This window comes from Paracidovorax sp. MALMAid1276 (assembly GCF_049198005.1).
Lineage (GTDB): Bacteria > Pseudomonadota > Gammaproteobacteria > Burkholderiales > Burkholderiaceae_C > Acidovorax.
Window position 1 is genome coordinate 1 of the sequence record NZ_JBMIRS010000079.1, and the last position, 24,708, is coordinate 24,708.

Genomic DNA, 24,708 nt, shown 5'->3' on the forward strand with positions numbered 1-24,708 from the left:
CGACCGCTCCATGCCCCACGTCCAGAGCCTGCCGCCCCACACCCTCCCCCGTTCGGGCTGAGCCTGTCGAAGCCAGGGCACAGCATCACCCACCCTCACCCGCCAACAAAAACATGAATCAAATAGCCCGCCAGCGCTTTCTGCATAAGCCCTGACAGCTATCAATTTGATACCAATCACCTTCCTTTCCCTCTTCACCATCACAACCACATCCAGGAGCAACACACCATGAAAATCGCATTCATCGGCCTCGGCAACATGGGCGGCCCCATGGCCCTCAACCTGCACAAGGCGGGCCACGACGTGGGCGCCTTCGACCTCTCCAAACCCGCCTGCGACAAGCTGGCCGCCGACGGCGTGCGCATCGCCACCGACGCCGGCAACTGCGTGGTGGGGGCCGAAGTCGTCATCAGCATGCTGCCCGCCAGCCAGCACGTCGAGGCGCTGTACCTGGGCAACGACAAGCAACCCGGCCTGCTGCCCCAACTGGCGCAGGGCACGCTGGTGATCGACTGCTCCACAATCGCCGCCGCCACCTCCCGCAAAGTGGCCGACGCCGCCAAGGCCAAGGGCGTGGCATTCATCGACGCGCCCGTGTCGGGCGGCACCGGCGGCGCCATCGCAGGCACACTGACCTTCATGGTGGGCGGCGACGCCGCCGACCTGGAGCGTGCCCGCCCCGTGCTCGAAAAAATGGGCGCCAACATCTTCCACGCGGGCAGCGTGGGCGCAGGCCAGACGGCCAAGATCTGCAACAACATGCTGCTGGGCATCCTGATGGCCGGCACCAGCGAGGCCATCGCCCTGGGCGTGGCCAACGGCCTGGACCCCAAGGTGCTCAGCGAAATCATGCGCCGCAGCTCGGGCGGCAACTGGGCTCTGGAGAAGTACAACCCTTTCCCCGGCGTGATGGAAACCGCGCCCGCCAGCAAGGGCTATGCGGGGGGGTTTGGGACGGACCTGATGCTCAAGGACCTGGGCCTGGCGCAGGAGAACGCGATGGCGGTGAAGGCTGCTACGCCGCTGGGTGGGATGGCGCGCAACCTGTATGCGGCGCACAGCCTGGCGGGGCATGGGGGGCTGGATTTTTCCAGCATTATTAAGATGGTGCAGAAGGGGTAATTGCTCTTCTGTCACAGAAAACGCCAGCGTTGCTGGCGTTTTTTTTGGGTAGATTGAAGTGGAAAAACTCCAAAAGCTCGGTGAGTTTAAATTCCGATCGCGATTCAGTTCCGGAGTGCTTGCGTTGCAACGTTTGACATGAGAGGCCAGGCCCGGCTTGCCGGGACTGGTCCTCTCGATGGAAGGGTTGGGCGTCATGGTTGAACCGCTGTGTTTGGTGGCTCAACGCCAATGAACTTTTTTAAGAACTGAATATCTGGCAGGTCGTCCTCGATTTCGAGGATGTCTTCAGCGTGATTGCCGTCTTCGGCGATACCAATCACAAAGTCGCATTTGAACTCGTGGCGAAGTTGAACGCAGAGAGTCGCGATTGCCTCGATATCTGAGAACCAGCCTTTCGGTTCCTGATACGGCTCAGGCAAGGCAATGTTTAGCCCTACCTCTCGTTCACCGGTTTCATGCTTCTGACTGACAGACCAAACATCTGGGCATAACCATTGGCGACCAGAGATGAATTCATTGATCCTTTGGATCATTGATGCTTCTTCAACCACCGCATCGTCTGGAATGACATATGCGTAGATGGTGTGCTTGCTCATGCTTCTATGACGCCCAACGTGATGTATCCCGCAAACATTGCGAAATAAACTGGACGGTGCGGGATATTCTGGACATCGATTGCTCTTGGATGTGGCTCCTGGCCTATATTTACAGCCATACAGCTTTTCAAAAATCCAGGTATAAATTTCTGTCAAACTTGGCAGCCTGAACCGTGCAAACTATAGCTCGCAAAAGTGCGTAAGCGGCGCATCGGCGCTTCCCCGCGCCAGCACCCGCACTTGAGTATGATTCGCATCCCCTCATGCTGCGCCGCACCATCCCCGCCCTGCCTTTCCACATCGTGCTTCTGCTGGTGGCGTTGTTCAACGCGCTGGCGGGTGCGCCCTTGCATGAGGCGCGGCACATTCAGGAGCTGGTGCGCAGCGCAGGCGATGTGGATGCGTTGGCAAACAGCGCCACAGCCAGCGACGATCACAGCGAAGAGACACACACCCCCTGCGCCTGGTGCCTGACCCACGCGCTGGAGGCGGGACTGGCGCATGCACCGGCCCGCCCACCGCAAGTCCCCGCAGAACCCAGCGCCATCGCGCCGCACAGCGCAGACCCCTTGACGGCCCAGCAGGTGCGCTGGCCGTTTGCTGCACGCGATCCTCCGCCAGCCCAGCGGGCCTGACACGCGTCAGGCTCCAGCCAGCCTGCGCTCTATAGCGCATCCCCTTTTCGTTTTTGCCCTTGCATTCACCCTCGTGGGTGGGTGTGGGCACGCTGCTTTGTGCGCCCGCCATTACCCAGGCGGGTGTGGGCCGCGTTGCTCGTGGCTTTTGCATACACCGCTTTTGGACTGGTTTGCCATGCGTTCTTTGTCTTCTCTTTCTTCCTCTCGCCTAGCCACCCCGCCACGCCCCACCTTGACGGCCATGGCGGCTGCCGCGTTTCTGGCATCCATGCACCCCGCCTGGGCCGCAGACGGCGATGGGGGCACCCCACCCACCCTGTCTGCCGTGGACGTGGTGGGCCGCAGTGCCTCGGGCACCTATTACGCCGACGAGGCCGAGGGCGCCAAGACCAGCCTGCCGCTGCGCGAGCTGCCGCAGTCCGTGCGGGTGATGTCTCGCCAGACGCTGGACGACCTGGGCGCCACGCGGCTGGATGATGTGCTGGACTATGTGGGCGGGGTCTCGCGCCAGAACAGTTTTGGCGGGCTGTGGGACAACATTGCGATACGCGGCCTGCCGGGCAACGAGAACACGGGCATGGCGACCTTGCTCAACGGGTTTTCGTCCAACCGGGGCTTCAATGCGCCGCGCGACCTGGCGGGGGTGGAGCGGGTGGAGTTTCTGAAAGGCCCGGCCGCCGCGCTGTATGGCAGCAGCGAGCCCGGGGGCACGCTCAACATCGTGAGCAAGCGGCCGCTGTGGAAGCCCGCGCATTCGGTGGAGGCCTATGCGGGCAGCTACGGCCTGGGCCGCGCGGCGCTGGACACCACCGGTCCCATCAACGACCGGCTGGCCTACCGCCTGAATGTGGCGGTGGAGGACAAGGGCAGCTTTCGCGACCATGTGCGCGCGCAACGGCTGGTGGTGGCGCCGGCGTTGACCTGGAAGCTTTCGCCCGACACGGTGCTGGAGTACACGGCCGAATTTCTGCACCACGCCACGCCGCTGGACCGGGGCTTGGTGGCGGTCAACAACCGCCTGGGCGCGGTACCCGCCAGCCGCTTTCTGGGCGAGCCTGCCGATGGCGATGTGACGGTGACCAACCAGACGCACCAGCTGGTGCTGTCGCACGAGTGGAACCCCGACTGGCGCAGCCGCGTGGGGCTGTCGTACCGCGAGACGGGGCTGGAAGGCTTCTCGACCGAGGCCACCGCGCTGCAGGCCAATGGCCGCACGCTGACGCGCCAGCGGCGCTTTCGCGACTACGAGTCGGACGACGTAGCGGTGCAGGCAGAGCTGCAGGGCACCCTGCGCACGGGCGGGCTGGAGCATGAACTGCTGTTGGGGGTGGAGAGCTACCGGTTCAGCATGGATTCGGTGATGCTGCGGGTGAACCCCAGCGCGGCCGCGCCGTATGCCATCGACATCTTCAACCCCGTGTACGGCCAGGCGCAGCCCACACCGGGGCGCAACACCGACACGCTGGAGAAGCAGCGCAACACCGCGCTGTATGTGCAAGACACCCTGAAGCTGGGCGCACAGTGGCGCGTGATGGCCGGGCTGCGGGCCGACCACTACGACCAAAGCCTGCACAACCGCATCACCAACCGCACCACGGCGCAAAGCCCATCGGCCGTGTCGCCGCGCCTGGGGGTGAGCTGGCTGCCCACGCCGGGGTGGACGGTGTATGCCAACGCGGGCAGTTCGTTCCGCCCCAACACGGGCAGCAATGTGGCGGGCAATGCCTTTGACCCCGAAAAATCCCGCGCACTGGAGCTGGGCGCCAAGTGGGAGAGCGCCGACCAGCGCCTGGGCGCCACGGCGGCGCTTTTCGACATCACCAAGCGCAATGTGCTGACCAGCGACCCGCTGAACACGGGCTACTCGGTGGCTGCGGGCGAGGTGCGCAGCCGGGGCCTGGAGCTGGACCTGGCCGGCCGCCTGAGTGCCCACTGGCGCGTGAATGCGAGCCTGGTGATCAACGATGTGGAGGTGACCCGCGACAACACGCTGGAGGTGGGCGGACGCCTGCTGAACGTGCCGCGCGTGAACGGCAGCGTGCTGGCGGTGTACGAAAACCAGCTGGCCAACGGCCAGCGCTACGGCGTGGGCGGCGGCGTGACGCACATGGGCAAGCGCCTGGGCCAGGCCCGCACGCAGGCCGAGGCGAATGCGGGCACGGCCGCGTTTGAGCTGCCGAGCTACACCACGGCCAAGCTGATGGCGTACTGGCGCCTGAGCCCGACGCTGAACCTGTCGCTGGACGTGGACAACGTGTTTGACAAGGTGCACTACACCAGCTCGTACAGCCGCGTGTGGGTGGCGCCCGGGGCGGCTCGCACGGTCACGGTGGGTTTGCAGGCGAAGTTTTGATGTGCGCCGTATTAGTTGTGACGGCGGTGCTGCCTGCAACCATCGTTTCGGGGAATGGGTATGACGCCGCTTGAACCGGTTACTGAGTCTGTCGAAGCGCAGCGCCAAGGCTTCGACAGGCTCAGCCCGAACGGGTGGGGAGTGTCCTCAGACACGGTATCTCCATCCCAGACCGTTCACGCTGAGCTTGTCGAAGCGCAGCGCCAAGGCTTCGACGGGCTCAGCCCGAACGGTGGGGAGAGCCCTCAAACACGGTGTCCCCATCCCAGACCGTTCACGCTGAGCTTGCCGAAGCGCAGCGCCGTGGCTTCGACAAGCTCAGCCCGAACGGTGAGTGTCAGTTCGACGCTGGCGACAGCCCAGTGCCGGGTTCAGCGGCTGCACCGCACGCACCGCACTGATGGATGACTGAAATGAATCGTTTCCCCAACATCCTTGCGCCGCTGACCCGCCGCCACACCCTGCAGGCCCCCGTGGCCGCGCTGGCGGCGGGCGCCTTGCCCGCAGCCTGGGCGCAGGACACAAAACCCGCCGCCCCTTCCGCTCCGCTGCAAATCGTCGGCCCGTGGGAGATCAGCGGACTGGCGCCCGCCAGCAGCGGATACGTGTTCACGCGCCTGCAGGTCACCGAGACCCTGCTGGGTGCCGGTGACGACGGCCTGCCCCAGCCGGCGCTGGCGCAGCGCTGGCGCGTGTCTGCTGACGGCCTGGCGTGGCACTTCGTGCTGCGGCCTGCGGCGCGCTTTCATGACGGCACGCCTGTGACGGCTGCTGCCGTGGTGCGCAGCCTGCAGGCCGCGCAGGTGGCGCCCGCGCTGCTGAGCCAGGCGCCCATCGAGCACATCACCGCACCCGACGAGGGCACGGTGCTCATCCGCCTGCAACGCCCCCACACCGCCCTGCCCGCTCTGCTGGCGCACGCCAGCACCATGGTGCTGGCCCCGGCCAGCTACGGGGCCGACGGCAAGGTGCGCAGCATCATCGGCAGCGGCCCCTATCGCATCGCGGCTCTGGTGCCGCCGCAGCAGGTCGAAACGGTGGTGTTTGATGCCTACGACGGCCCGCGCCCCGCCATTGCCGCCGTGCGCTACCTGGCCGCCGGCCGTGCCGAAACCCGCGCGCTGATGGCCGAGAGCGGCCAGGCCGACCTGGCCTATGGTCTGGACCCGGCCAGCCTGCGGCGCTTGCAGCGCCATGCCCAGAACCCTGCGCTGGCGCGCCGAACCGCCGTGCGCGTTGCCTCGGTCACGCTGCCGCGCACCGTCATCGTCAAGCTCAATGCCGGCCTGCCCACGCTGCGCGATGTGCGCGTGCGGCAGGCGCTGAGCCTGGCCATCGACCGCGCGGGCATTGCGCTGGCGCTGATGGGCGACGAGGCGCTGGCCGCCACGCAGCTGCTGCCGCCCACGCTGGGCGCGTGGCACAACCCTGCGCTGCCGCCACTGCAACACGACCCCGAAGCCGCCGCGCGCCTGCTGCACGACGCAGGCTGGCGGCGCCACAGCGACGGCCTGCGCGACGCCGAAGGCCAGCCGCTGCGCCTGGTGATCCGCACGTTTGTGGACCGGCCCGAGCTGCCGCTGATCGCCACTGCTCTGCAGGAACAGTGGCGGCTGGCGGGCGTGGCCGTGAAGGTGAGCATCGGCAACTCGGGCGACGTGCCCCGGGGCCACCGCGACGGCAGTTTGCAGCTGGCCCTGGCAGCTCGCAACTACGCCAACGTGCCCGACCCCACGGGCACACTGGCCGCAGACTTTGCGGCCCGGGGCGGCGACTGGGGCGCCATGGGCTGGCACAGCGACACGGTGGTGCAGGCGCTGCAAGAGCTGACGCGCACCCAGCCCGCTGCCGAGCGCACGCGCGCGCTGCGGCACACCCTCACGCACACCCTGCACGCGGAGCTGCCCGTGATCCCCGTGGCCTGGTACCGCCAGCATGTGGCCGTGTCACCCCGGCTGGCCGGCGTCACGCTGGACCCGCTGGAGCGTTCCTACCGATTGACCGACATGGCCTGGAGCCACCCCGCATGACCCCCCCCTTGTCTTCAACCCCCTGGGCCGCGCTGCTGGCCCGAAGGCTGGTGCAGGTGCTGGCCGTTTCGCTGCTCATCGGCACACTGTGCTTCTTCATGGTGCGCGCCCTGCCCGGCGACCTGGCCATGCGTGTGGCAGCGGGCCGCTATGGCTATGACCTGGTGAGCAACGCCGCCGCCGACGCGGTGCGCGCCGAGCTGGGCCTGGACCGCCCCGCCTGGCTGGCGCTGCTGCACTGGTGGCGCGACATGGCGAGCTTCAACCTGGGGCAGTCGCTGGTGTCGCAGCGCCCGGTGTGGCACGAGGTGGCGCACCACCTGGGCGCCACGTTGCGCCTGTCGGCCGCCGCGCTGGCCATTGCGCTGGCCGTGGGTGTGCCGCTGGGCGTGTGGGCCGGACTGCGCCCGCAGGGCTGGGTGGACCGCGCCAGCTGGCTGATGGCCGTGGTGCTGCGCGCGCTGCCGCCGTTTTTGCTGTCGGTACTGCTCATTCTGCTGGTGGCCGTGCAGTGGGGGTTTTTGCCTGCGGGCGGTGACGAGAGCCAGGCCAGCCTGGTGCTGCCCGCGCTGACGCTGGGGCTGGGCCTGGCCGCCGGCCTGGCGCGCGTGACCCGCGCCGCCATGCGCGAGGTGGTGGTGTCGCCCTTCTTTGAATTTGCGCGCACCAAGGGCCTGAGCGACTGGCAGGCACTGGTGCGCCACGGCCTGCGCAATGCGGCTGTGCCGGTGACGGCCTACCTGGGCGTGCAGGCGCTGTTTCTGGTGGAGGGTGCGCTGGTGGTGGAGACGCTGTTTGCCTGGCCCGGCATCGGCCATGCGCTGGTGCATGCCGTGTTCGGGCGCGACATTCCGGTGGTGCAGGGCACGGCGCTGTGCATGGGCATTCTGTTTGTGGTGTTCAACCTGCTGGTGGATGCTGCGTGCCTGGCGCTGGACCCCCGCCACGCGCAGAAGGTGGCGGCATGAGCGCCGTGCCTTCTACCCTGCATCCCTGCGCTGGCAGCGCGATCGACCGGTCCCGGTGGCCTGTTCGCACCGTGCTGGGCATCGCATTGCTCGGCCTGCTGGCGCTGTTTGCGCTGCTCGGCCCCTGGCTGGTGGGTGCCAGCCCGGTGGTGCAAGACCTGCGCAACACCCTGGCGCCCCCCAGCGCCCAGCACTGGCTGGGCACCGATGTGCTGGGCCGCTCGGCGCTGGCGCGGCTGGCGCATGCGGCGCAGCTGTCGCTGGGCATGGCGCTGCTGGCGGCCGTGAGCGCCGCCGTGCCCGGCACGCTGCTGGGCATTGCCGCCGCGTGGCGTGGCGGGCGCACCGAGCGGGCGCTGCTCATGCTGTCGGACTCGGTGCTCGCCATCCCCGGCCTGCTGCTGGTGCTGCTGGTGGCCGCCCTGGCGCCCGGCGCGCTGTGGGCGCTGTATGCGGGCCTGTCGGCGGCGCTGTGGGTCGAGTACTTTCGCGTGAGCCGCGCCGTGGCGCGGCCCGTGCTGGCGGGCGATGCGGTGCAGGCATCGCGCCTGCTGGGCTTTGGCCGCGGCCATGTGCTGCGCCGCCACCTGCTGCCCGCGCTGGCGCCCACACTGGGCACGCTGCTGGCCTTCACCACGTCGCAGGCCGTGCTGGCCCTGGCCGCGCTGGGGTTTGTGGGTGTGGGCATGCAGCCGCCCACGCCCGAGCTGGGCCTGATGATGACCGAGGCCATGCCTTACTACGAAGAAGCCCCGTGGCTGATCGCCGCCCCCACCGCGCTGCTGGTGTGGCTGGTGGCCGCGATGATGCTGCTCAACCCCGACCGGGAGACCGCATGACCGCGCCTTTGACATCCGACACCTTGCTGGCGGTGCAGGGGCTGGGCATCCACGTGGGCGGCCAGTGGCTGCTGCGCGACATCGGCTTTAGCCTGCGGCGCGGCGAGGCGCTGACGCTGGTGGGCGAAAGCGGCGCGGGCAAGTCGCTGCTGGCCCAGGCCATCATGGGCAACCTGCCGCAGGCGCTGCGCGCCACGGGCCAGGTCACGCTCCATGGCATCGCTCACCGCGCCGAGGACGCCGCCCCGCGCCGCGCCCAATGGGGCCGCGGGCTGGCACTGCTGCCGCAGGAGCCCGCACTGGCGCTGAACCCGCTGGCCCGCGTGGCACCGCAGCTGGCCGAGGTGTACCGCCTGCTGCGCCAGCAGCCCCCCAGCGCCGCCCGCGCACAGGCCGAACAGGTGCTGCACGCTGCGGGCCTGGGCGGTGCGGGCGGCCATTACCCCTGGCAGCTGTCGGGCGGCATGGCGCAGCGCGCGGTGGCTGCCATCACCCTGGCGGGCGGCGCCCCCGTGCTGATGGCGGACGAACCCACCAAGGGCCTGGACGCGCACTGGCAGGGCCACATGGTGGAGCTGCTCCGGGGCGTGTTGCAGGCGGGCGGCTGCGTGCTCACCATCACCCATGACATGCGGGTGGCCCAGGCGCTGGGCGGCCAGGTCATCGTGCTGCGCCACGGGCATGCGGTGGAGCAAGGCCGCATCGACCAGGTGATGGCTGCGCCCCGGCACGACTTCACCCGCCGGCTGATGGCGGCCGACCCCGCGCGGTGGCAGCCGTTTGCGACGACCGCGCCGGGCGACTCTGGCGAGCCCGTGGTGCGGGCGCAGGGCATCTCCAAAGCCTACGGCACGCAGACACTGTTTGCGCCCATGGACCTGGCGCTGCACAGCGGTGAGCGCCTGGCCGTTCAGGGCCCGAGCAGCACGGGCAAGAGCACGCTGGGCAATGTACTGCTGGGTCTGGTGGCGCCCGACACGGGCCGTGTGGAGCGCAGCCCCCGGCTGCGCCCGCATGCGTTTCAGAAGCTCTACCAGGACCCGGTGGGCTCGTTCGCACCGCACATCAGCCTGGCCCATCAGCTGCGCGACGCAGCCCGCCTGCACCGCCGCGACTGGCAGGCCGTGCAGCAGCGCCTGGCCCAGCTGCGCGTGCCCGAGGACCTGCTGGCCCGCAAGCCCCATCAGGTGTCGGGCGGCGAACTGCAGCGCATCGCGCTGGCGCGGGTGCTGCTGGCGCAGCCCGCGCTGCTGTTTGCCGACGAGCCCACTTCGCGGCTGGACCCCATCACCCAGCAGGAGGCCGTGCAGGTGCTGGTGCACGCCGTGCAGCAAACCGGCGCAGCGCTGGTGCTGGTGACCCACGACCCGCATCTGGCCGCTGCGGTGGGCACGCGGCGGCTGGACCTTGCAGGTGCAGCCGCCCCTGCCGGCGCTATGCTCGCCGCATGAACTCGCCACAACAACACCCTCCGCGCACCCTCTGGATCATCAAGACCGGCAGCACCTTGCCCGCGCAGCGGGCGCCGCACGGCGACTTCGAAGACTGGATTGCGAAGGGGCTGGCGCAGGCGCCCACCGGCACCCGCCTCGCGGTGCAGACGCTGGACGCCCGCACCGCCACCGCATGGCCCGCGCCAGACCAGATGGCGGGCGCGGTGGTGACCGGCTCGCCCGCCATGGTGACCGACCGCGAACCCTGGAGCGAGCGCGCCGCCGCGTGGCTGGCGGGCGTGGTGGCTGCCGAGGTGCCGGTGCTGGGCATCTGCTACGGCCACCAGCTGCTGGCCCATGCGCTGGGCGGCGAGGTGGCGCGCCACCCTGCGGGCCTCGAAATTGGCACCGTGGCGGTGGAGCGGCTGGCGGGCGCCGAGGGCGATGCGCTGCTGGGCGCGTTACCGGAAACCTTTGGCGCCCAGGTGGTGCATGAGCAGTCGGTGCGGCGGCTGCCGCCGGGCGCGGTGGCGCTGGCAGCCAACGCCCACGAGCCGCACCAGGCCTTCCGCGCCGGGCCCTGCGCCTGGGGCGTGCAGTTTCACCCGGAGTTCAGCGACACGGTGATGCGCGAATACGTGGCCCACTTTGCGCCCGCGCTGCAGCGCCACGGCGCAGACCCGGCCGCCCTGCAGCAGGCGGTGCAGCCCACCCCGGCTTCCGCAGGCTTGCTAGCGCGGTTCGCCCACCTGGCGGCCGTCTGGCCGCAAAGAATTTGAATAAAAACAGGCCCCAGCGCTTATCTATAAAGCGCTGAAAGCTATAAAAATAATAGTAAACATCCGGCGCGTTGCGCCCGCCGGGCGGTCGGGGCCCGGCTGCTCAGCCAGAGGCCTGGGCAGCCGGCGGCTGCGCGCCGCGCAGGAACTGCGCCTCGAACACATGCGCGGGCACGGGCTTGCTGAGCAGGTAGCCCTGGATCTCGTCGCAGCCCAGCAGCGCCAGCATGCGCGACTGGCCGCCGGTCTCCACGCCTTCGGCCACCACCTTGAGGCCCAGCGAGTGCCCCAGGTTGATGATGGTGGACACCAGGGCCAGCCCCTGCGGCCCGGCGGCCAGGTTGGTGATGAAGGAGCGGTCGATCTTGAGGATGTCTACCGGCAATCGCGCCAGATAAGCCAGCGAAGAGAAGCCAGTGCCGAAGTCGTCGATGGCAATGCAGATGCCCATGTCGCGCAGGGCCTGCAGGCTGTCGGTGCTGCGCTGCACGTCCTCCATCACCATGCTTTCAGTGATCTCCAGCTCCAGGCCTGCCGCGGCCTGGAGGTCGTCTGCGGTGGCGTCGCGCACTTCGTCGATGAAACCGCGGTGGCGCAGTTGCAGGAACGAAACGTTGACGGCCACCCGCAGGGGCGCCAGTCCCGCCTCGCGCCAGCGCCGGTTGTCGGCCAGGGCCTGGCGCAGCGCCCAGCGGCCCACGTCGTAGATGAGGCCGGTTTCCTCCAGGATGGGGATGAACTGGCCGGGTGGCACCAGGCCGCGCTGCGGGTCGTTCCAGCGGATGAGCGCTTCGGCACCTGCGATGACGCCACTGGCCAGGTGCTGCTTGGGCTGGTAGTGCAGCACGAACTGGTTGCGCTCCAGCGCCTCGCGCAGGCGGCCCTCCAGGTTCAGCGCCTCGGCCACGCGGGTGTTCATCTCCGAAGCGTAGAACAGCAGGCTGTCGGCCGAGGCCTTGGCCTTGTTGAGTGCAGCCTCGGCGTTGCGCAGCAGCGCTTCGGCGTCCGCGCCGTCCAGGGGGTACACGGCCACGCCGGCTTTGGCGGCCATGCGCAGCTCCGTGCCGTCGAGCGTGAAAGGGGCATCAAAGCACGCACGCATGAGGTGGTCCACCGCCAGCGCCACCGCGCCCGCATCGCGCACGTCGGGCACGGCCACGCCAAAGCTGTTGATGCCGATGCGCGCCACGTCCATGTTGTCGCTGGCCGCCCCTTGCAGGCGGTGGGCCACCTGCCGCAGCAGCTCGTCGCCCGCACGCCGGCCCAGCGTGTCGTTGACCATGCGAAAGCGGCTGATGTCCACCAGGGCAATGCCCAGCAACGCAGGTGCGCCGTCGCGCGGGCGCAGGTGCTGGCCGCTGCGCTCCAGGAACAGCGTGCGGTTGGGCAGCCCGGTGATGTCGTCGTAGTAGGCCAGGTAGTTGAGCCGGTCTTCCTTGTCCAGGTGGTCCAGCGCAAAGCCGATGTCGCTGGCCAGATCGGTCAGCAGCTTCATTTCGGTTTCGTCAAAAAACCGCACTTCGTCGGCGAGCAGGGCCAGGGCAGCCACCGCCTGCTGGTCTACCAGAATCGGCAGCACCGCCACACTGGCCACGCCCCGGGCCTGAAGCTGCTCTCGCAGCATCACCCGAGGGTCGCTGACGATGTCGTCGCACACCACGGGCCGCGAGGTTCGGACCACGGCAGAGGCAAGGCTTTCACCCGGCGTGGGCACGTCGTACAAGCCCAGCCGATCGTGGATGTTGTGCACGAAGTCGGCTTCTGCGCCGGAGATGCCAACGGGCACCACACGCCGCGCCACACGGTCCACCCGGCCGATCCAGGCAATGCGGAAGTGCCCGTGCTCGACCGCGATGCGGCACGCCTCGCGGAACAGTTCTTCGCGCTCGCGCACCCGCACGATCAGGGTGTTGATGCCGCTGAGCATGGCGTACACGCGGTTGAGCCGCTTGACCTTGCGCTCGGCCTCGCGGCGTTCGGTGATGTCTTCGCCCAGCGCGGCCACGCCCGTCACCCGCCCCCCCGCCGAGCGCAGCACCGTGTTGTTCCAGTGCACCAGCCGGCGTTCTCCGCTGCGGGTCAGGATTTCGTTGTCGTAATGCCAGGCCGAGGGCTGGTCGGCCAGCAGGTCGGCAAACACCCCGCGAACGTCCTGCCCGCCCGGCGGCACAAACAGATCGAACCAGTTGCGGCCGAACACCTCGGCGCGCTGCCAGCCCGTCAGGCGCAGCAGATAGTCGTTGCAGTAGGTGATGCGGCCTTCGCAGTCGAGCATGAGGGAGATCATCTCGACCTTGTCGAGCATGTCGTTGAAGCGGCGGTCGCTTTCGTGCAGCTCTTCCTCGGCCTGTTTCTCACGGGTGACGTCCTGGATGGTGTTGAACCACCGGCCCACCTGCCCGCGCGCGGTGTCGTCGTCCAGCGGCTCCATCACCTGGCGCAGGTGCATGGGCTGGCCATCGGGGCGGATGAGCCGGTAGGTGAAGTCCAGGCGCGCGCCATCGGCGAGGGCTGCGTGCGCGTGCCGGCGGAAAACGTCGCGGTCCTCCGGGTGCACCAGGCCCATCCACTCGCGGGCCGACAGCGGCATGGCGCCCACCGCCACGCCCAGCATGTCGGGCAGGGTGTCGAGCCAGCTTTCGAACACGCCCCCCGGGCCGCTGACGACGTGCGCGATGCGCGCCAGCGCCTGGGCGCGCCGCAGGCTGACCTTGGTGGCGCGCAGCGCGTCCATGGCACGCTGGCGCTCCTGCACTTCCCGTTGCAGTTGCTCGGCATGGCGCTGCACCTGCTGGTAGAGGCTGCCGTTTTCATAGATGCGGCCCACCTGCGCCCCCAGGATGGCGACGAGCTTTTCGTCCTCGGCGGTGAAGCCGTCTGCCCCCAGCTTGTTGGCCAGGCAGATCCAGCCGTACGAGACGGTGAGCGAGGTGACCGGCACGATCAGCGCCGTGAACAGCGGCGGGTAGCCGCACGGCAGGCCCACCGCTTCGGGGCGGCCTGCCGGGTCGAGCCAGCGCTCGGGCCGCCGCTGGGCCCGCACGGCGCCCAGCAGGCCGTGGGTGAGCACCGGCGGCGTCAGCGTGCCCCAGCGGTCTGCGTCGAGCCCGCTGGTGCATACGTAGGGGTCTGCGCTGTCTTTGCGCACCACGCAGAGCACCGCATATTGGGCGCCCACCAGGTCGCGCGCGCCGCGGCATACGCTGGCCAGCAGGGCTTGCGGGTCCCGTTCGGACGCCAGCTGCAGGTTCAGATCGGTCAGGGCCGCCAGGCGCTGATTGGTGGCCTCCAGCTGGGCCACGTTGCCGGTGAGTTTGTCGGTCACCAGCCGCAGGTGCTGGGTCTGAAAGCTGTGTTCCATCACCGGGGCCGCCGGCGTAGGCGCCTGCGCCAGGGCCAGCTCGATGGCACCAAGGATCTCCTGCGGCTCGCACGGCTTGACCAGCACCTGCGTCACGCCGCACGCGGCGGCCAGGTTGCGCGCCTCCTGTTCGCGGTAATGCGCGCTGTAGAAAATGACCTGGGTCTGGGCAATGTCGGCATCGGCACGCAGCTGCCGCACGAATTCATACCCGTCCATCGTGGGCATGAGGATGTCGGAGATGACCAGCGAAGGGCGCTCGGCGCGCACCAGGGCCAGGGCTTCGGCACCGTCCGCCGCTTCGAGCGCCTGGTGTCCGCCGTGCCCTATCAGGGTGGCCACCAGTGCACGGTTGGCCGGCAGGTCATCGACTACAAGTATCTTCGCCATGCTGTCTTGCCACGCTGCGGTGCGCCAGCGCCCGCTCAGGGCGCGTTGGCGGTGCCCAGAAAGCCCTGGATCTGCTGCGCAAAGGTTTCGGGGGTGATGGGTTTGGAAAGGTGGTCATCGAACCCCATGTCCAGCGCCTTCTCGCGGTCGCCGGGCATGGAAAACGCCGTCACCGCCACCAGCGGCACGGCGCGCCAGTGGGGGTGCGAGCGCAGCGTCTGCGCCACCTGGTAGCCGTTCATGATGGGCATCTGCAGGTCGCACAAGATCAGGTCGTGCGGCGCGGTGAGCGCGAGTTCGAGGCCCGCCGCGCCGTTGTCGGCCGACAGCACCTGGAAGCCCGCGGCCTCCAGCAGGTAGGTGGCCAGCTGGCGGCTGGCCTCGTCGTCTTCGATGACCAGGATGGTGGCTGCCGTCATGCGCGGGACTCCGGGATGTCGAGGGTGAAGGTGGTGCCCTGCCCTTCGGTGCTTTCAAAGTTGAGGCTGCCGCCCAATGCCTCGGCGAGCTTGCGGCTCAGGTGCAGGCCCAGGCCCGTGCCCTCCTGGTGGCGCCGGTCGGCGCTCTCGACCCGCGAGAACGCCTCGAACAGGCGCGGCTGGTCTTCGGCCGGAATGCCGGGCCCCGAATCGCGCACCTGCACCACCACTCTGCGGCCAGCGCCGGTCGTGGCTTCTTCGCGCAGGGTCAGCTCCACGCGGCCGCCCGGGGTGAACTTGATCGCGTTGCCCACAAGGTTGATGAGGATCTGGCTCAGCGCCCGGCGGTCGGTGCGCAGCACCACCCGCTCGGGCGGCAGGCGCACGGCCAGCCCCAGCGCCTTGCGCGCGGCCTCGGGTTCCAGGGTGGCGGCCACTTCTTCCAGCACGGCGCAGCAATCGACAGGTTCCAGGTTCAGCGTGTGCTTGTTGGCCCCGAGCTTGGCCACGTCCAGCAGGTCGTTGATGAGCGACAGCAGGTGGCGTGCGCCGGTCTGCACGATGCGCAGCTGCTTTTCCTGCTCGGTATTGAGGGGGCCGGGCAACTGCATCAGCAAGGTGCCGGTGAAGCCGATGATGGCGTTCAGCGGGGTGCGCAGCTCGTGGGACATGCTGGCGAGAAAGCGGTCCTTGACCAGGGCGGCGTTCTCCAGCTCCAGATTCTTCTCGCGCACCGCCTGTTCGATCCGCTTGCGCTCGGTCACGTCGCGGATGGCGCTCGACACGAACAGGCCTTCCTCCGTCTCCAGCGGGCTCAGGCTGATTTCAACGGGAAACTCGCTGCCATCCTTGCGCAGGCCGTGCAGTTCCAGCCCCGCCCCCATCGCGCGGATGCGCGGCTCGGCAAAGAAGCTCGCCCGGTGCTGCGGGTGCGCGCCCCCGAACCGCGAGGGCACGAGCAGCTCGATCGGCTGCCCCAGCAGCTCGTTGCGGCTCCAGCCAAACAATTTCACGGCCTGCGAGTTCACGAGAACGATGCGTCCGTCGCGGTTGACGATGACCATGGCGTCCGGCGCCGCTTCAAGCAGGTCCTTGAACTTCTGGTCCGCCCGCTGCCGGTCGGTGATGTCGCGGATCGCGCTCATCACCATCGTGCCCTCCTCGGTCTGGATGGGGCTCAGGCTGACCTCGACGGGGAATTCCGTGCCGTCCTGGCGCAGCCCATACAGCTCCAGGCCCGCGCCCATGGTGCGGGTGCGCGGCTGGCGGATGAAGCTGCTGCGGTGCCCCAGGTGCGCCGCGCGGTAGCGCGCCGGCAGCAGCACCTCCACCGCTTGCCCCAGCAGGTCGGACCGCTGGTAGCCGAAAACGCGCTCGGCCTGCGAGTTGACCATGACGATGCGGCCCGTGACATTGATCATCACGATGGCATCGGGGGTGGATTCGAGCAGGTCGCGAAAGCGCGCTTCCAGCAGCTTGGCATCGCGCAGCACCTTGAGCTGTGTGACGTCCTTTTTGCTCGACAGGAAGTACAGCACCTCGCCGGCCGCATCGCGCACGGCCTTGGTCGACACGTTGACATGCACCAGCGAGCCGTCCTTGCGGCTGCGCACGGACTCGTGCACCGAGGTTCCCATGCGCAGCGCCTCGGCGCGGATGTCGTCCTCCTCGTGCGCGCGGTCCGGCGGCACGATCAGCTCCAGCAGCGAGCGCCCCCGGGCTTCTTCCTGCGTGTAGCCGAAGATCAGCTCGGCCGCGGGATTCCACTCCTGCACGACGCCCTCATGCGACAGCACGAGCAACGCATCGGGGTTTTGCTCCCAGTAAGCCGTGGAAAAGTCAGACGCCATGCAGTCCTCTTGGTGGACGCTTGCCCGGGCCGTGCACCAACAGCGCAGGGGCTCAGGCAAACCAGGGTGCCGCGCCGGGGGGCAGCGGCGGTCGTTCAACGCAGCCTCGCCCCCGCGTGCGCTGTGCACAAAATGCATCGCGGCGGCTGAACCATCTTAGAGGCACAGACCCCAGTCTGCCAACAATCAATTGACAGTTTCAATGGCGTGATGTTTTTCAGCCCGGGGGCTCGCCCACCCTTTGACCCACCCTTTCGCCGACCCTTTCACCCACCTGTGTGCCCAGGCAAAAAAATGCCCTGGATCCTCGCAAAAGGATCCAGGGCACTGCACAGAAGCAAAGTGCACACCGCGCGGCCGCCGCTGCGGCCCGGGCTCACATGTTGTCGATCATGACCTGCCCGAAGCCGGAGCAGCTGACCTGCGTGGCGCCGTCCATCAGGCGGGCAAAGTCGTAGGTGACCTTCTTGGAGCCGATGGCTTTCTCCAGCGAACGGATGATGAGGTCGGCGGCCTCGGTCCAGCCCATGTGGCGCAGCATCATCTCGGCCGACAGGATCTCGGAGCCCGGGTTCACATAGTCCTTGCCGGCGTACTTGGGCGCGGTGCCGTGCGTGGCTTCAAAGCAGGCCACCGAGTCGGACATGTTGGCCCCGGGCGCGATGCCGATGCCGCCGACCTGCGCGGCCAGCGCGTCGGAGATGTAGTCGCCGTTGAGGTTGAGCGTGGCCACCACCGAATATTCAGCGGGGCGCAGCAGGATCTGCTGCAAAAACGCATCGGCGATGCTGTCCTTGATGGTGATTTCCTTGCCGTTCTTGGGGTTCTTGAGGCGGCACCATGGGCCGCCGTCGATCAACTCCGCGCCGAATTCCTTCTGCGCCAGCGCGTAGGCCCAGTCGCGAAAGCCCCCTTCGGTGTACTTCATGATGTTGCCCTTGTGCACGATGGTCACGCTGGGCTTGTCGTTGTCGATGGCGTACTGGATGGCCTTGCGCACCAGGCGCTCGGTGCCCTCGATGGACACGGGCTTCAAGCCCAGGCCCGAGGTCTTGGGGAAGCGGATCTTCTTCACGCCCATCTCGTCGGTCAGGAACTTGATGAGCTTCTGGGCCTTGTCGGACTCGGCTTCGAACTCGATGCCGGCGTAGATGTCTTCGGAGTTCTCGCGGAAGATGACCATGTTGGTCTTCTCGGGCTCTTTCAGCGGCGAAGGCACGCCCTTGAAATACTGCACGGGGCGCAGGCACACGTACAGGTCCAGCTCCTGGCGCAGCGCTACGTTAAGCGAGCGGATGCCGCCACCCACGGGTGTGGTCAGCGGCCCCTTGATGGACACCACGTACTCGCGCAGCACCTCCAGGGTTTCATCGGGCAGCCACACGTCGGGGCCGTAGACCTTGGTGGATTTCTCGCCCGCATACACCTCCATCCAGTGGATCTTCTTGGCGCCGCCATAGGCCTTGGTCACGGCGGCGTCCACCACCTTGATCATCACCGGCGTGATGTCGACCCCGGTGCCGTCGCCTTCGATGAACGGGATGATGGGCTGGTCCGGCACATTCAGGGACATGTCGGCGTTGACGGTGATCTTCTGGCCTTGGGCAGGCACCGTGATGTGCTGGAAGCGGGTCATGGGGAATGTGTCTCCGAAGGGTTCTGAAGCGGGCTCAACGCGCGCCGCCCTTTGCGGTGGGGGCAGAAGGCATCGACGCGAAACGTGCGAAAACCCGGGCGCGGGGTCCGAATCATTCTAATGAGAAAAATTTGCGCATCGACCCGGTCAACCGCCGTGCCGCTGCTATCGTTGCGGGCAGAGCCGTGCGAATTTCCGGGCGGCTCTTTTTGTGTGTTCTCACCATTGAAACGGCATATATGAAAAAACTCCTCGCTGTCCTCGTGGCTGGTCTGTTTGCTTCCGGCGCCTTTGCCCAGGCCCCTGCCCCAGCCGCCACCACCGCGCCAGCCGCCACTGCGGCCCCAGCCGCCGACCCAGCCCCCATGGCCGCCACCAAGAAGGCCAAGGGCACCCAGACCGCCAGCAAGAAGCCCGCCAAGAAGGTCGCCAAGAAAAAGACCACCAAGAAGACCGCCTGAGCCATTGCGCCCTGGGGCGCGTTTGTCGGGCATGGCGTGAGTGCGCCAACAAGCCTTCCTGATTGCTTGACCGCCTTCCTGCCCTCGCTTCAAGATCGCCCGCGTTTGCGGGCGATTTTGTTTGGGCCATGATGCGGCCTGCGGGTGCTGTGTGTTTTATTTCATGAACCCGGCGCGCGCCATGCACTCTGTTGATTACATCCGCTTCTGACTCCCACCTCCAAGAAAGCTTCGTCCATGACCGCTGCTGCCTGCACCGCCACCGTGTTTGACCGCCCCGCACTCGCCCCCACGCGGTCCCGCCGCATTCGCGCAACGGCCGTCTGCAGCGCGGTGCTCGGCGTGGCGGTGCTGGCGGCGGGGCTCTCGGGCCCGGGCGTACATGCGCAGGACGGTCCGCAGCTGAACCTGCAGCGCATGGAACTCACGGCCGGCATGCACCGCATCGACGCCCAGGTGGCCGCCACCCCGCAGGAACGCCAGACCGGCCTGATGCACCGCAAGGAGATGCCGCAGCACGAAGGCATGCTGTTCGTTTTCGAGCAGCCCGCGCAGCAGTGCTTCTGGATGAAGAACACGCTGCTGCCACTGACGGCCGCCTTTGTCGACGATGACGGCACCATCGTGAATCTGGCCGACATGAAGCCGCAGACGCTGGACTCGCACTGCTCGGCCAAGCCCGTGCGCTATGTGCTGGAGATGAACCAGGGCTGGTTTGCCAAGAAGGGCATCAAGCCCGGCGCCCGGCTGGGCGGCGCCGTGTTCAGCCGCAAATAGGCGGCGCCCGCCGCAACGCCCCGATCGGGCGGGCGAGCCGTTGCGGAAGCACCTGCAGCAGCTTGCTCTCAATTTGATAGCTGTCAGCGCTTATCCAGTAAGCGCTGAAGCCCAAAAATATTTAAAATCTTCCACAAAAAAACGGCCCGCAGGCCGTTTTTTTATCGGCGCGCGCAGGTCCAGCGCGCAACCGGTGTCATGCGAAGTTGGCTTCGGCGAACTTCCAGTTCACCAGGTTGCCCAAGAAGGTCTCGACGAACTTGGGACGCAGGTTGCGGTAGTCGATGTAGTACGCGTGTTCCCACACGTCCACCGTCAGCAGCGCCTTGTCGGCGGTGGTCAGCGGCGTGCCGGCGGCGCCGGTGTTCACGATGTCCACGCTGCCATCGGCCTTCTTCACCAGCCAGGTCCAGCCCGAGCCGAAGTTGCCCACGGCCGACTTCACGAAGGCTTCCTTGAAGGCTGCGTAGCTGCCCCACTTGGCGTTGATGGCTGCAGCCAGCGCGCCCGATGGCTCGCCGCCGCCCTGGGGGGCCATGCAGTTCCAGAAGAAGGTGTGGTTCCAGATCTGGGCGGCGTTGTTGTAGATACCGCCGCTCGACTTCTTGACGATCTCTTCGAGCGTCATCGATTCAAACTCGGTGCCCTTCTGCAGGTTGTTCAGGTTCACCACGTAGGCGTTGTGGTGCTTGCCGTGGTGGTATTCCAGGGTTTCCTGGCTGTAGTGCGGGGCCAGGGCATCGATGGCGTAGGGCAGCGGGGGAAGGGTGTGTTCCATGGTGGTTCCTCGTGGTTTGAAATTCTGGAAATGCCGGGTACTGCACGGCGGGTGTCACAGCGACCAGGAGCCGGCACAACGCGAAGGAGGCATTGTAGGAACATCGCGGCCCCCGTGCAGCCTAGTGCACGGTCGAAGGCGCCTAATGCACACGCCCCATCCAGGTCAGGCCCCCGTCCTACAGCAGCCGAGGCTGCGCCACGGTCAGGTCCACCGTGCCATCGGCCAGCGTCGCCCGCAGCGCGGCGCCCGGCTGCGCCTGCCGCACACTGGTGACCGCCTGGCCCGTGGTGTCGGTGAGCAGCGCATAGCCGCGCTGCAGCACCAGCCGGGGGTCCAGCAGCTCAAGCCGCATGGCCGCGCGATCAAGCCGGTCGGTGTGCTGCTGCAGCGAACGCTGCATTTTCATTGGCAAATCAGCCCCCAGCGCTTGCTGGGTATGGGCGAGGCGCTGCATTTTTAATAGCGCTCCGTGCCGCATGCGCTGCGCAAGCCGGGCCAGCTGCATCTGCTGGCGAGCCACCAGGCCCGACGGTCGGCCGAGCCGTGCGGCGGCCTGATCGAGCCGTTGGTGGCGCGCGTCCAGCTGGCGCTCCACGCCGTCCGCGAGACGTTCGGCCAGCAGGCCGAGCGCCCCCAGCCACACGTCGCGCGGCTGGGCCACCAGCTCGGCCGCCGCCGTGGGTGTGGGGGCGCGCAGGTCGGCGCAGAAGTCGGCGATGGTGAAGTCGGTCTCGTGCCCCACCCCGCAAATGACGGGCACCGGGCTTTGCACGATGGTGCGGGCCAGGTGCTCGTCGTTGAAGGCCCACAGGTCTTCGATGGAGCCACCACCGCGCACGAGCAGGATGACATCCACCGGCGGGGTACCCGCCAAATCAGTCGCCAGCGCTTTTCCAGGCTGGGCTAGTTGATACATTTTTGATAGCGCCGAGCGCAGCGACGCGGGCGCTGCCGACCCCTGCACCTGCGCAGGGACCAGCACCACGGGGATGTGCGGAACGCGGCGGCGCAGCGCGGTCACCACGTCGTGCAGCGCGGCCGCGCCCGGCGAGGTGACGAGGCCGATCGCGCGTGGCTGCAGCGGCAGCGGCCGCTTGCGCGCGCTGTCGAACAGGCCTTCGGCGTCCAGCTGGGCCTTCAGGCGCAGGAACTGCTCGAACAGCGCCCCCTGCCCCGCGCGCTGCATGCTTTCCACGATGAACTGCAGGTCGCCCCGCGCCTCGTACACGCCGAGCCGCCCCCTGAGCTCCACCAATTCGCCATCGCGCGGCGAAAAGTCAAGCAGGCTGGCAGCGCGGCGGAACATGGCGCAGCGCAGCTGGCCCTGCGCGTCCTTCACCGAGAAGTAGCAATGACCGCTGGACGCGCGCGAGAAGCCCGTTATCTCGCCGCGAACCGCCACAGGATTGAACCGCGCCTCCAGCGCGTCAGCAATGGCGCGGCATAGCGCGCCAACTTCCCACACACGCGGCGCCGTTGCGCCATTCGGCGTCTCAAACATCAGCACCGCTGCGCTTTGGCGGGCCGCCCAAAGGGCAAGTAGTCCACAGCGCACCGGGGACGGCTGGGTGCGACCGGTGCAGCCCAGGCACCCGCGCAGAGCCATGCAGTACCGTACAAGTTATTGATTTATATGAGTTTTTCACTGCGCAAATTTTCATCAATCTGTTGCAAGCGTGATTTGGCGCCATTCCGCGTGCGGGTGATGGCCGGTTGCCCACAAAGTTATCCACAGTTTTTGTGGGTGACGCACAGAGGGCGGTCACTGCGCATCAAGGTAACGGTTTGTGACGAAGGGCTGCCGCCAAGCTGGGCCATAATCGCCGATTGCCTACATCTGCGCGGAGAGAGATTTGCTGTCCATCATACAAGCCGCAGGCTGGCCGATCTGGCCCCTGATTGCGTGTTCCGTCCTGGGACTGGCGCTGATTTTCGAACGTTTCGTGGCCCTCAAGACGGCCCGCGTCGCCCCTCCCAAACTGCTGGACGAAGCCATCACGGTGTCCTCCAAGGCCGTGCCCACGCCGGATGTGGTGAACCAGCTGGCCCAGAACTCTGCCCTGGGCGAAGTGTTGGCCAGCGGCCTGCGCACCCTCAACAGCAACCCCCAGTGCAGCGAAACCGACCTGCGCGCCGCCATGGAGGGCGCCGGCCGCGCGGTGGCGCACCGGCTTGAGAAGTACCTGTCTGCGCTGGCCACCATTGCTTCGGCAGCGCCGCTGCTCGGCCTGCTGGGCACCGTCATCGGCATGATCGAAATCTTCGGCTCGCAAGCCGGCTCGGGCGGCCTGGGCCAGGCCATGGGCGGCGGCAACCCTGCGCAGCTGGCGCATGGCATTTCCATCGCCCTGTACAACACCGCGTTCGGCCTGATCGTGGCCATCCCGGCACTCATCTTCTGGCGCTACTTCCGCGCGCGGGTCGATGCTTACCTGCTCACGCTGGAGCTTTCGTCCGAACAGTTCGTGCGCCACATCCTGCGCCTGCGCAAGGTCAAGTGAGCAAGCCCCGCACCGTGTCTGGCCCCTGCCCATGAACTTCAGCCCCCGTCCCAAGAACGAGCCCGAGATCAACCTGATCCCGTTCATCGACGTGCTGCTGGTGATCCTCATCTTCCTGATGCTGACCACCACCTACAGCAAGTTCACCGAGCTGCAGCTGACCCTGCCGGTGGCCGATGCGGAGCAGCAGCGCGACCACCCCAAGGAGGTGATCGTGGCCGTGGCTGCCGATGGCCGCTATGCGGTGAACAAGAGCGGCGTGGATGGCAAGGGCGTGGACGCCGTGGCGCAGGCCCTGCGCGCGGCTGCCAGCGCCGGGCGCGACAGCGTCGTCATCATCAGCGCCGACGCCATGGCTTCGCACCAGTCGGTGGTCACCGTGATGGAGGCCGCACGCCGCGTGGGCCTGACGCAGATCACGTTCGCCACGCAGTCGTCGGCATCGGGCCGCGCCAACGGCCGCTGACGGGCATGGCTGCCTCCGGGCCGCAGCCGCCCTCCCCGGGGCCCTCGCCGGCCCCGCTTTCTTCCCCGTCGTTCTCCGCATCCTTGTCGCCGGGTTCGTCCCCGGTTTCGACCCCCGCGCCCTCCCCCCTCCCGCCACCGCGGGGCTTGCCCGGCATCTGGCAGGCGCGCGGTGCCGCCGCCGGGGCTCTATGGCCCCTGTCCCTGGTCTACCGCGCGCTGGTGGCCGCACGCCGTGTGACGTACCGCGCCGGCTGGCGCATGTCCGAACACCCCGGGCGCCCCGTGGTGGTGGTGGGCAATGTGATTGCGGGCGGCGCCGGAAAGACCCCGGTCGTGATGGCCGTGGTGCGCCACCTGCAGGCGCGGGGGCTGCAGGTGGGCATCATCTCCCGCGGCTACGGCCGCAGCACCCGTGACTGCCGCCCCGCCACGCCCGCCAGCCTGGCGAGCGAGGTGGGCGACGAACCCGCGCTGATGGCGCGCAGCCTGGCCAGCGGCCCTGCGGTGCCCATTTACGTGGCGCGCCAGCGCATTGTGGCGGCCCGGGCCCTGCTGACCGCCCACCCGCGCACGGACGTGATCGTGTGCGACGACGGGCTGCAGCACCTGGCGCTGCAGCGCGACATCGAGATCTGCGTCTTCAACGACGAAGGTGTTGGCAACGGTTTTCTGCTGCCCGCCGGGCCGCTGCGCGAGCCGTGGCCGCGCGCGGTGGATTTGGTGCTGCATGCCGGGGCCAGGCCGCCCCCGCCCGGCGGCGGACCGGCCTTTCGGCTGCAGCGGGCACTGGCTGCGCACGCGGTCAAGGCCGACGGCACGCGTGTGCCGCTGGCGTCGCTGAAAGGGCAACCGGTGCACGCGGTGGCGGCCATTGCCCGCCCCGGTGACTTTTTTGCCATGCTGCGCGAACAAGGCCTGGAGCTGGCACACACCGAGCCACTCCCGGATCACTATGATTTTGATAGCTGGAAGCGCTCATCAGATAAGCGCTACAGCCTTGTTTGTACCGAAAAAGATGCCGTGAAGCTGTGGGCAGCGCACCCCGATGCCCTGGCGGTGCCCCTGCAGGTGCAGTTGCCCAGCGCATTCTTCGCGGCGCTGGATGCGCGGCTCGACGCCTTAGGATTTATCCGTAAATAATATTGACGGGCAGACTGATCTTCCGCAGGGCGATGATGGCAGCGGCCAGGTGGTTGAGAGTGAGAAAGGTGTGCTCCAGCTTTTCGTATCGCACGAGCAGCTTGCGGAATCTGTTGAACCATCCATGGCATGCCTCCACCACCCAGCGGCGCGCCTTCTTCTG

The 24,708-nt window shown here is 67.7% G+C and carries 21 protein-coding genes; 13 read left to right on the forward strand and 8 right to left on the reverse strand.

The features are described from left to right. Positions 1-228: 228 nt before the first annotated feature. Entirely contained in the window at positions 229-1,122 is an 894-nt protein-coding gene (gene mmsB / locus ACOQFS_RS04825; RefSeq protein WP_421561778.1) for a 3-hydroxyisobutyrate dehydrogenase, read from the forward strand. A gap of 194 nt (positions 1,123-1,316) precedes the next feature. Here mmsB and ACOQFS_RS04830 read toward each other — a convergent pair whose 3' ends face one another. Continuing rightward, positions 1,317-1,721, reverse strand: coding sequence for a hypothetical protein (locus tag ACOQFS_RS04830; protein WP_421561779.1), 405 nt, complete (start codon positions 1,719-1,721; stop codon positions 1,317-1,319). Between the two features lie 263 nt (positions 1,722-1,984). Between ACOQFS_RS04830 and ACOQFS_RS04835 the strand changes: the two genes are divergently transcribed. The 7 genes from ACOQFS_RS04835 (at position 1,985) to ACOQFS_RS04865 (ending at position 10,761) form a co-directional block, all read left to right on the forward strand. Beyond that, complete coding sequence (locus ACOQFS_RS04835) at positions 1,985-2,356, forward strand: hypothetical protein (protein ID WP_421561780.1); 372 nt, start codon at positions 1,985-1,987, stop codon at positions 2,354-2,356. Between the two features lie 244 nt (positions 2,357-2,600). Continuing rightward, complete coding sequence (locus ACOQFS_RS04840) at positions 2,601-4,712, forward strand: TonB-dependent siderophore receptor (RefSeq protein WP_421561796.1); 2,112 nt, start codon at positions 2,601-2,603, stop codon at positions 4,710-4,712. Between the two features lie 413 nt (positions 4,713-5,125). Then, entirely contained in the window at positions 5,126-6,742 is a 1,617-nt protein-coding gene (locus ACOQFS_RS04845) for an ABC transporter substrate-binding protein (protein WP_421561781.1), read from the forward strand. Then, positions 6,739-7,710, forward strand: a complete 972-nt coding sequence (locus ACOQFS_RS04850) for an ABC transporter permease (protein WP_421561782.1) — start codon at positions 6,739-6,741, stop codon at positions 7,708-7,710. The genes ACOQFS_RS04845 and ACOQFS_RS04850 overlap by 4 nt, the downstream gene beginning before the upstream one ends. Continuing rightward, positions 7,707-8,549, forward strand: coding sequence for an ABC transporter permease (locus ACOQFS_RS04855; protein ID WP_421561783.1), 843 nt, complete (start codon positions 7,707-7,709; stop codon positions 8,547-8,549). The genes ACOQFS_RS04850 and ACOQFS_RS04855 overlap by 4 nt, the downstream gene beginning before the upstream one ends. Then, the gene (locus ACOQFS_RS04860) at positions 8,546-10,000 is read left to right on the forward strand and encodes an ABC transporter ATP-binding protein (protein ID WP_421561784.1); all 1,455 of its coding nucleotides are present in this window, start codon (positions 8,546-8,548) and stop codon (positions 9,998-10,000) included. The genes ACOQFS_RS04855 and ACOQFS_RS04860 overlap by 4 nt, the downstream gene beginning before the upstream one ends. Further along, positions 9,997-10,761, forward strand: coding sequence for a glutamine amidotransferase (locus tag ACOQFS_RS04865; protein WP_421561785.1), 765 nt, complete (start codon positions 9,997-9,999; stop codon positions 10,759-10,761). Before ACOQFS_RS04860 ends, ACOQFS_RS04865 begins: the two co-directional genes overlap by 4 nt. A gap of 103 nt (positions 10,762-10,864) precedes the next feature. Here ACOQFS_RS04865 and ACOQFS_RS04870 read toward each other — a convergent pair whose 3' ends face one another. From ACOQFS_RS04870 to icd, 4 genes are all read right to left on the reverse strand, one after another. Further along, complete coding sequence (locus ACOQFS_RS04870; protein ID WP_421561786.1) at positions 10,865-14,512, reverse strand: EAL domain-containing protein; 3,648 nt, start codon at positions 14,510-14,512, stop codon at positions 10,865-10,867. Positions 14,513-14,547: 35 nt separating this feature from the next. Next, on the reverse strand, positions 14,548-14,931 hold the full coding sequence (locus tag ACOQFS_RS04875; RefSeq protein WP_421561787.1) for a response regulator: 384 nt from the start codon (positions 14,929-14,931) through the stop codon (positions 14,548-14,550). Continuing rightward, positions 14,928-16,781 carry a PAS domain S-box protein gene (locus ACOQFS_RS04880; protein ID WP_421561788.1) on the reverse strand — a complete coding sequence of 618 codons (1,854 nt, stop codon included), beginning with the start codon at positions 16,779-16,781 and terminating at the stop codon, positions 14,928-14,930. The genes ACOQFS_RS04875 and ACOQFS_RS04880 overlap by 4 nt, the downstream gene beginning before the upstream one ends. A gap of 376 nt (positions 16,782-17,157) precedes the next feature. After that, positions 17,158-18,417 (reverse strand): NADP-dependent isocitrate dehydrogenase, encoded by a 1,260-nt coding sequence (gene icd, locus ACOQFS_RS04885; RefSeq protein WP_421561789.1) that lies wholly within the window; start codon positions 18,415-18,417, stop codon positions 17,158-17,160. Positions 18,418-18,656: 239 nt separating this feature from the next. Here icd and ACOQFS_RS04890 point away from each other — a divergent pair, with 239 nt between their 5' ends. Both ACOQFS_RS04890 and ACOQFS_RS04895 read left to right on the forward strand, forming a co-directional pair. Then, positions 18,657-18,878 carry a hypothetical protein gene (locus tag ACOQFS_RS04890; RefSeq protein WP_421561790.1) on the forward strand — a complete coding sequence of 74 codons (222 nt, stop codon included), beginning with the start codon at positions 18,657-18,659 and terminating at the stop codon, positions 18,876-18,878. A 237-nt stretch (positions 18,879-19,115) separates the two neighbouring features. Beyond that, positions 19,116-19,655 carry a DUF192 domain-containing protein gene (locus ACOQFS_RS04895; protein ID WP_421561791.1) on the forward strand — a complete coding sequence of 180 codons (540 nt, stop codon included), beginning with the start codon at positions 19,116-19,118 and terminating at the stop codon, positions 19,653-19,655. A gap of 196 nt (positions 19,656-19,851) precedes the next feature. On the opposite strand, the gene ACOQFS_RS04900 is transcribed toward ACOQFS_RS04895, so the two are convergent. Continuing rightward, the gene (locus ACOQFS_RS04900) at positions 19,852-20,433 is read right to left on the reverse strand and encodes a superoxide dismutase (RefSeq protein ID WP_059400337.1); all 582 of its coding nucleotides are present in this window, start codon (positions 20,431-20,433) and stop codon (positions 19,852-19,854) included. 178 nt (positions 20,434-20,611) lie between these two features. Beyond that, on the reverse strand, positions 20,612-21,937 hold the full coding sequence (gene xseA / locus ACOQFS_RS04905; protein WP_421561792.1) for an exodeoxyribonuclease VII large subunit: 1,326 nt from the start codon (positions 21,935-21,937) through the stop codon (positions 20,612-20,614). 352 nt (positions 21,938-22,289) lie between these two features. Between xseA and ACOQFS_RS04910 the strand changes: the two genes are divergently transcribed. The 3 genes from ACOQFS_RS04910 (at position 22,290) to lpxK (ending at position 24,545) form a co-directional block, all read left to right on the forward strand. Continuing rightward, a complete protein-coding gene (locus ACOQFS_RS04910) occupies positions 22,290-22,937 on the forward strand; it encodes a MotA/TolQ/ExbB proton channel family protein (protein WP_421561793.1) in 648 nt (215 codons plus the stop codon). 31 nt (positions 22,938-22,968) lie between these two features. Continuing rightward, the gene (locus ACOQFS_RS04915; RefSeq protein ID WP_421561794.1) at positions 22,969-23,403 is read left to right on the forward strand and encodes an ExbD/TolR family protein; all 435 of its coding nucleotides are present in this window, start codon (positions 22,969-22,971) and stop codon (positions 23,401-23,403) included. A gap of 146 nt (positions 23,404-23,549) precedes the next feature. Continuing rightward, positions 23,550-24,545 (forward strand): tetraacyldisaccharide 4'-kinase, encoded by a 996-nt coding sequence (gene lpxK, locus ACOQFS_RS04920; RefSeq protein WP_421561795.1) that lies wholly within the window; start codon positions 23,550-23,552, stop codon positions 24,543-24,545. Here lpxK and ACOQFS_RS04925 read toward each other — a convergent pair. Next, the coding region (locus ACOQFS_RS04925; RefSeq protein ID WP_421561797.1) for a transposase at positions 24,532-24,708 on the reverse strand (177 nt) is incomplete at its 5' end. The two genes, lpxK and ACOQFS_RS04925, sit on opposite strands and share 14 nt — an antisense overlap.